The 7,244-nt window shown below is 58.7% G+C and carries 6 protein-coding genes; all 6 read left to right on the forward strand.

Translation table 11 applies throughout. From position 1 onward, the window contains the following. A partial coding sequence (locus tag AQ12_RS19715; RefSeq protein ID WP_152682873.1) for a hypothetical protein occupies positions 1-510 on the forward strand: 510 nt, incomplete at its 5' end. Positions 511-579: 69 nt separating this feature from the next. After that, positions 580-1,065 (forward strand): hypothetical protein, encoded by a 486-nt coding sequence (locus AQ12_RS19720; protein ID WP_152682874.1) that lies wholly within the window; start codon positions 580-582, stop codon positions 1,063-1,065. A 5-nt stretch (positions 1,066-1,070) separates the two neighbouring features. Then, positions 1,071-3,854 (forward strand): LysM domain-containing protein, encoded by a 2,784-nt coding sequence (locus tag AQ12_RS22275; protein WP_053076814.1) that lies wholly within the window; start codon positions 1,071-1,073, stop codon positions 3,852-3,854. Between the two features lie 1,842 nt (positions 3,855-5,696). Beyond that, entirely contained in the window at positions 5,697-5,984 is a 288-nt protein-coding gene (locus AQ12_RS19735; protein ID WP_048441684.1) for a hypothetical protein, read from the forward strand. Between the two features lie 199 nt (positions 5,985-6,183). Then, positions 6,184-6,594: a hypothetical protein gene (locus tag AQ12_RS19740; protein ID WP_048441685.1), complete on the forward strand. Its 411-nt coding sequence runs from the start codon at positions 6,184-6,186 to the stop codon at positions 6,592-6,594. 327 nt (positions 6,595-6,921) lie between these two features. Then, positions 6,922-7,244: hypothetical protein (locus AQ12_RS19745; protein ID WP_193388009.1), on the forward strand; the 323-nt coding region annotated here is incomplete at its 3' end.

Here is a 7,244-nt window from a genome sequence, read left to right on the forward strand (position 1 = left end):
GTGGTCGAGCAGTACGACTACGACGAGGCGGGCCGCAAGGTGCGCCAGACGAGTAGCTATGACGGTACGTCGATCACCAGCGAAGCCGTGAGCTACGAGTACGACCTGCGCGGCAATGTGACGAAGGTCGAACAGGCCGGCGTCACCACGCGGCTGCAGTGGGACACGCAAGGCCGCAAGACCGCCGAGGTCGACGGTAACGGCAACAAGGCCGAGTGGACGTATGACTACTTCGGGCGGGTGACGTATCACAAGGACATTGGGGGTGCGGTTTACTCGTACGCCTACGACAAGGCGAAGCAGCTGATTGGCATCACCAACTCTCGCGCAGGCTCGTTGCAGCAAAACCTCGCCTACACCTACGACGCGGCAGGCCTGCTGGTCAAGATCAAGGACAACACCCTGGGCCAGACCACGACGTATGCCTATGACCTCGCGGGTGCGCGCATTCGGGAGAAGACGACGCAGCTCACCAACGTCAACGGTGTGAACGTGGCCGTCACCTACTAGGACAACCACCTCGCCTACGACACCTTCGGCCGTCTCGCCTGGGTGGGCGATGGCCGCGCCTACGTCACGATGGCCTATGACAAGGTCGGTAACCGCACCAACATCAAAACCCACGTGATCACTGCGCCGGGCGAAGACACGGGCGAAGTGACGCACGACACCGACCGCTACTTCGAATACGACGCGATGAACCGCCAGACCAAGGCGCACGTGAACGCCAAGGGAGAGCTCGGCACCACCGGTCACGAAATCAAATACGACAAGGCCGGCAACAAAATCAGCGACACGTGGTTGGGGAATCAGGTCACGGTGACACCGGGCACGACGTACACGCAGACGGTGTATGGGCCGAACGGGGACTTTGAGAACACGTACTCGACGCCCAACACCTACAGCGCAAGCCTTGGTTTGACGACGGAGGCCTACACCTATGACGCACGCGGCAAGGTGGTGGGCATCGACCGGGATGGTGTTCGGGTGGACACCCGCTTCTACGACGCGGCGGGCCGCACCTGCAGACTGGCGCGGCGACACCCCTGGACACGAACTACCTGAAAGCGTTGAACGGCACCAACAGCCAGGGCGCGGTGCTCGACGGCAACGGCACCGAGCGCCGCACCAACCTGTACGACGCGAACGGCCGCCTGATCCGCCAGATGGTGAGAAACAACGAAGGCGGGTTGAAGTACGACCTGTACTACACCAAGGCAGACAACACGGCGAACTACGACGCAGCCGGCAACATGCTCGGCTACATCCTGAACAACGATGAGGCCAAGACGCAGTACCAGTACACCAACACGTATGAGAAGCGCGAGGGTTATGTGCAGACCGTCATCGACGGCGTGCACGACAAGAAGCCCGAGCTGAGTGGCAAGTCCACCAGCACGTATGACGCCAACGGGTATTTGGTCGGGGTCACCGACAGCACGCTGGGCGCGAACAACCGGACGTTCGTGAATGACGCGAACGGACGCGTGCTGTACGCGAAACAGGGTTCGCACATCCAACGGCAACTGATCGTCAACGGTGAGGTCCTCGGCCGTTACGGCGAGATGGTCGACGACAAGGCGGCCCGCAACACGGATGGCAGCCCGGTGTTTAAAACCAGCGCCGAATTCAACTTCGGGTATCAGGCAACGGCGGGTAACACACCCGACCTCGCCCAAAGGGTCCACGTCGTCGGCGCAGGCGACACGCTAGAAGCGATTGCCAAAGCCATGTACGGCGACAGTCGCCTGTGGTACCGCATCGCCGATGCGAACGGCATGACGAGCAATGCGGACCTGAAGGCCGGTCAGTTGCTCAAGATTCCGGGCACCGAGACCAGCGCCAACAACGCCGACACATTCAGGCCCTACCGCCCCGGAGAAATCATCGGGGATACGAACCCGAACATGCCCCGGCCGCCGCCGAAGAAAACCGACTGGCTGGCGCAGCTTCTGGTGGTCATCGTCGTGGTGATCGTGGCTGCGATGACGCAGCAGTACCAGCTGGTGCAACAAGGCGTTGCGGCAGTGACCGCAGTCGGTGAGGTCAGCGCTGCCGCGCTAAGCAGTACTACGCTGGCGAGCGTCGGTGCTGCGGTGCCGGGCGCATCCATGACCGCAGGCGCTATCGCCGGAGCCGCAGGTTCCGTGGCCGGGCAAATCGTGGGCAACGCACTTGGTACCCAACAAGGATTCGACTTCAAACAACTCGCCTTGAGTGCGCTCAGCGGCGGCGTGGGTGGCGGATTGAGTGGCGTTGACCTTACGGGTAGCGGCTATGCCGGATCAATCGGCAACCGGGTCGCGCAAGCGGCACTGGGCAACAGCATCACGCAGGGCCTCGGCGTCGCAACTGGGATGCAGGAGAAATTCAGCTGGCAAGGTGTGCTAGCCAGTGCAGCAGGAGCGGGCGTCGGGCAGGCGACGAGCGCGTCTCTGAGCCAGGCACATGCATTTAGCGAGCTTGGCGCATACGGCGGACAGATCGCCAGAGGAACGGTATCCGGGCTGGCTGCTGGCACAACTGCTGCCTTGCTGCGCGGCGGGAAGATCAGCGTTCAGCAGGTCGCGGTGGATGCGTTTGGCAATGTGTTGGGTTCATCGATCGCGGACACTCTGAGTACGGCGCCTGCAATTCAGGGGGTTGGACCGAACTCCTCCAGCGCCTACGTTAACGGAATGGACCTTCACAGCGATCAAGCCTACGAGGCGCGGCGCGTGCATGAGTCGATTGCGCAGAGCTCAGCCATCGAAGACCGCCGATTTGCGGAGTTGGGCGCGGCTAAATATGCGGCGTTCGCGTCCACGGTCAACGGCAACGATTTGCCTCCCGACTATGTGATGCGCGGAGGGTCGTCGATGCAGGACGCAGCGCGGGGACAGCAAGTCCTCGAGGGAATGCGCGATGCCGAGATTGATGCGGCGACCGCAACAAAGAGTGCATTAGTGCGTAAAGTTGCGCCACAAACGGCTTGGGGTGGCGGTGCTAGTGGGGGACGTGGGTTCGTCAATCCCGCTGATGCATCCACCTATGGTGCGGTCCCGTTTGCGGGGCGCTCCACCATCACGGACCCGGCCGCCTATGGGACCAGACTCTCCGGGCTTGACGCTGGCAAAGCGTCGGTTGGAATCGAGAAAGAGCTTCAGTCCTTGATGCGCAGTCAGCCTGATTCGCCACAGGGATGGGCTGCACGCGGCAATGCACTGGCTGATCTGACTACAAGGTATCAAAACACCATGCTGTCGGCAGGCCTGCAGCCCGATCCGGTCCTGCTCACGACCATGCGATTCCAGCGATCAATTGCTAGGTATCAGTTAGATGGTGACGTATCTCAACTGGCGGGAAGTGCTGTTGCTTCTGGCGTCATTCTGGGAATGGAGACGGGGTCGTCGGGAGGGGGCGTACGCGCTGGCGGGGCAAGGCAAGTCACCGATTCGGCAGGCACTTCTGGCGCAAACATCGCGGGACGCCTGAAGTACTTGGGCAACGAAACCTGGGAATCGCAGTCGGGACTGCGATATGGTCCTGATGCACAGTACGGCAATCGAGTTGTGCACGTTCTGCGGCACGCTGAAGATCAACCCTTGCGAGCTGGCGAGCATGGCGTATTTGATGCTGGTCGAAATGGGGTGGTAGGCGTCGTCGATGAAGCGTGGTCTATTGCACAGAAAGGCGGATCTAACGTTTCTGTGAACACCGTCGGCAACAAAGCTGTTTACACAGTTGATATGGGTCGTCGGATCGGATGGGTTGGAGGTCAAGGCGGCGCGGCGCTAGGGAATCCCGCCGTCAATAATGTTCAACTTGTGATTCGCAATGGCAATCAAGTAATTACTGGTTTCCCAATTCGCTGAGGCTATATGTTCTTCATTCAAGATGGCTGTCCCGTATGTCGAGCTGGTGTCATAGGTATCCGTCGTTGCGCCGACGGTCACAGCCTTGTGGTGATGTGTGACGAATGCGAAACTGTGTGGGCATCACCGAGCCTGATATCCGCATCAAATGCGCTTGACGCCGAACCGCCAGATTTTGCGGTTGCAGAACTTGACGTTGCTATTGCGGGCGGTTCTGCCGGGTGGGCAGCACGCGAAGAAGTCGCTGCAAAGGGGTGGGCGCAGTATGTGAAAGGTGAGCAACCCGATGGCTAGTTTTGTTCACGCGACAGCTACCGCCATCCACCACAGAGGGAGCTGATGACTCAAGACCTCGCCAATGCGAGGTACTACTAGCTTTGCAGAGACGCCTTGGTCTTGACGCCTACAAATCGAACTGGAACCCGTCTGGGCAAGGCCTCTAGCAATGTGTATGTGACTGGAAAGGGAACTACTAGCCGTGGACTGGCCTATGAAGAATGGAACTCGGGTGCGAGAGCGACGGCAGTACGAGCCAGCGAGGTAGTGCGAACGGGAATGGAGCCGCACGTTGCAGGCGCAGGAACTGGGTCGATCAGCGCGATTGGCCCAGTGGACGGGTTCTTCACATTCAACTCGGCAGGCCGACTGGCCAGAGGCGTAGGCGCTTCAGCCCTTGACGCTTGGCTATCACTGCCTAGGGCAGTTCTTGGCGCGAGCGATTTGGTCCGTGAGGCTGCGGGTTACACCGCCAATTCCACATCACCGCGGCGTAGTGTATTGACGGGTCAAACCTTTGGCTATCAGCCCAGGAGCGGACTGCTTCGGAGCATTCAGCAGGCTGGTGTTGCCGGCACGGTCGGTGCTGGCATCACAGGTTTGGTGCGCAGCGCTCCTGGGATCGGAATCATTGGTGCCCTAGGTACACCTAATCGCGACTGGGCGGCCATCGGGGCACAGGCGTTCAATACAGGAACCGCTGGCGCCGGAATGGTCGCAGGGATGCGGGGACGATCCGAGTTCGGAGACTGGGGACCATTGACCTCACATCCGGACAGTCACGCGAGATCAGTGCACGGCGGATCGGTAACGGACTCCGCTCTCATTGTGCGCGCGAGTACCGGCGTCAAGCCCGACGGCAGCTCCGGCCCAATTCCTCCCTTGTCTTCTGCCTTCTACTCAGATGATTTACTGCTGTACACGGACTTGGCAATTCGTAATAACGGTGGCCTTGCGAACGCCCTGGCGCGTCAGCCCGGACAATCCATAGTGCGAGTTGAGGCGCAGGATGTTGGCGAACTGGGCGTCAACCTGGGATAAGGGTACGCTCGACTTTGGGCAACCGGTAACAAGGCTGCGAATGCAGCAGCCATTGGTCCTTTGCAGCGGATCGATGGGCTACAGAGCGCACAGGGTATCTATGAATTCAACCCGTCGAAGAACATTTGGGAAACAATCACTGTGTATCCCGCAGCGCGTTAATAGGGACCCGTATGAAAGAATTTCCGACCATCACGCATATGCTCCGAACTGCGTACAACGTTGAGGATGGACTAAGCGATGAAGTTTCAGTTCGCCTTTATCAGCGGGCGGCAGCGTCTCCCGACACCTTCGAGAAATTGAAGAACGAGTTGCAATCGGCGTTCTCGCGGCAAGACATCTCCTGGCGGAACATTCTGCTAAACGAAGACTATGAGGTCTTCGACGCAGGAACCGAACAGGAAGCTCGAGAATATGCATACCAGATACTTTGGACCCCCATATTCGGGAGGCAATGACCTCAAGCAAAACCGGCGCGTCCTCCTCGATCTCCCACAATTTACTCGGGGGCGGTGAGGGGGTGAGATGACCCAAGGCATCGGCGTTGCGACCGGTTTGCAGGACAAGTTCAACTGGAGAATTGTCGTCGCCAGCGCCGCCGGTGCTGGTGTCGGGCAAGCGGTTGGCAGCCAGCTGGGCAACAGCTTTGGCGGCCGACTAACCACGAGGTTGATCGCAGGCAGCTGCTCTGGACGCGAAAGGCTCGACCTATACGCTCTCTCCAACGAGTACCGATGGTTTCTCCACGCTCTCCTACAAGTACGTAAGGGAGACACCAAGCAAGACGATCTCTGGCAGCAAAACAGTCTATGACCCAACCGCATTTTCTGACCAGACAATGCTGGGCTACGCTATCAGCGCCGGCCAGGAGGGCTGGACACGATACTCGGCCAGCCGTCGGCCACTTCCTTCGATGTCACACGCAGTGGCGTGAACTTTCGAACGTACATCAACCTTGACCAGTACGGAAATCCGTATGTTGGTAACGTTCACCCAATAAAGTAAGGCTCACATGGACTACATCAAAGCAGCATTCGGAGACTTCGCCCCGCAGCTCGACGAAAACGCAGCGATCAAGTTCGCCTTGAACGTAGTGCTTATGGACAACCGCCTGCAAGAGCTCGCTGAGCTTGTTGTAGATGCAAGCCAGCTTGGCGGCATCGAGGGCGAGCCCGGTTGGACGCTCGAGCGCCGCGACTTATCCGATGAAGAGAACGAGGCGGCGTATCCGGGCTGGCCAGCGGACATGCGCTTCAAGGCGAGTGTCAATGAAGATGCGTACACGTTGCGCCACCCTGAGTTCTTCATGCGTCGGGAGGACTTCATGAAGTACGTCATCTTGGCGGTGGACGCCTATGTGGCAGCAGATCCATCGAGGCGCGCGGCTCCCGCCGTTATCGCGCTTCGCGGGGCGAGCATGTAACTTGCAGATTATTCGATGAGTCTAAAGACGATGCCGATTGACCGCAGAACAGACCGATGAACTGCTCGCAGGACTCGAAGCGCAACTGCGGCGGCGAGACGAAGGCACCGTGAACCACCCCGAGTTTCGAGGATACCGGTTGGTGTCCGTCCAGTGTTAAGCGGACACGAGCGTCTATGCTTCGAGCAAGAGTTCAAGATGTGTTGGCTGGCCGCTTACAGTCATATTCCGGCCAAGTTTGGTTCAAGAATAATCAAGTGAACACCGCATCCCAATTTGCGAGAACTTATGAAGCTTAAACAAGTAGCGTCGGAGTTGTTAAGTTTGATGAAAGCGTTCGATATCGACTTCGTTGGCAAAGTGGAATCCGCCAAGCTAGACGGGCTGGATCCCGACTACGAACCTGATATTCGCAAGGCCGTGCGAGAGGTGTTAGCACCTGAGTTTGTGAGCTATCTTCCAGCTTCGCAGGAGCGGATGGTAGAAAGTCTAAGAACTCATTTAGCCGATGAGGGCGAAGACTTTTCAGCGCTCTTTAATCGGATCTCTCTGACTTTTGGAAGAAATCCTAGAAATGCGCGATGGTTCATGACCATTGTGCTTGAACCACCCCGGATCTCGTGGAGGCTGTTTGGTTTAAGTCAGACCGA

The sequence above is a fragment of the Caenimonas sp. SL110 genome (assembly GCF_001044395.1).
Lineage (GTDB): Bacteria > Pseudomonadota > Gammaproteobacteria > Burkholderiales > Burkholderiaceae_C > Ramlibacter.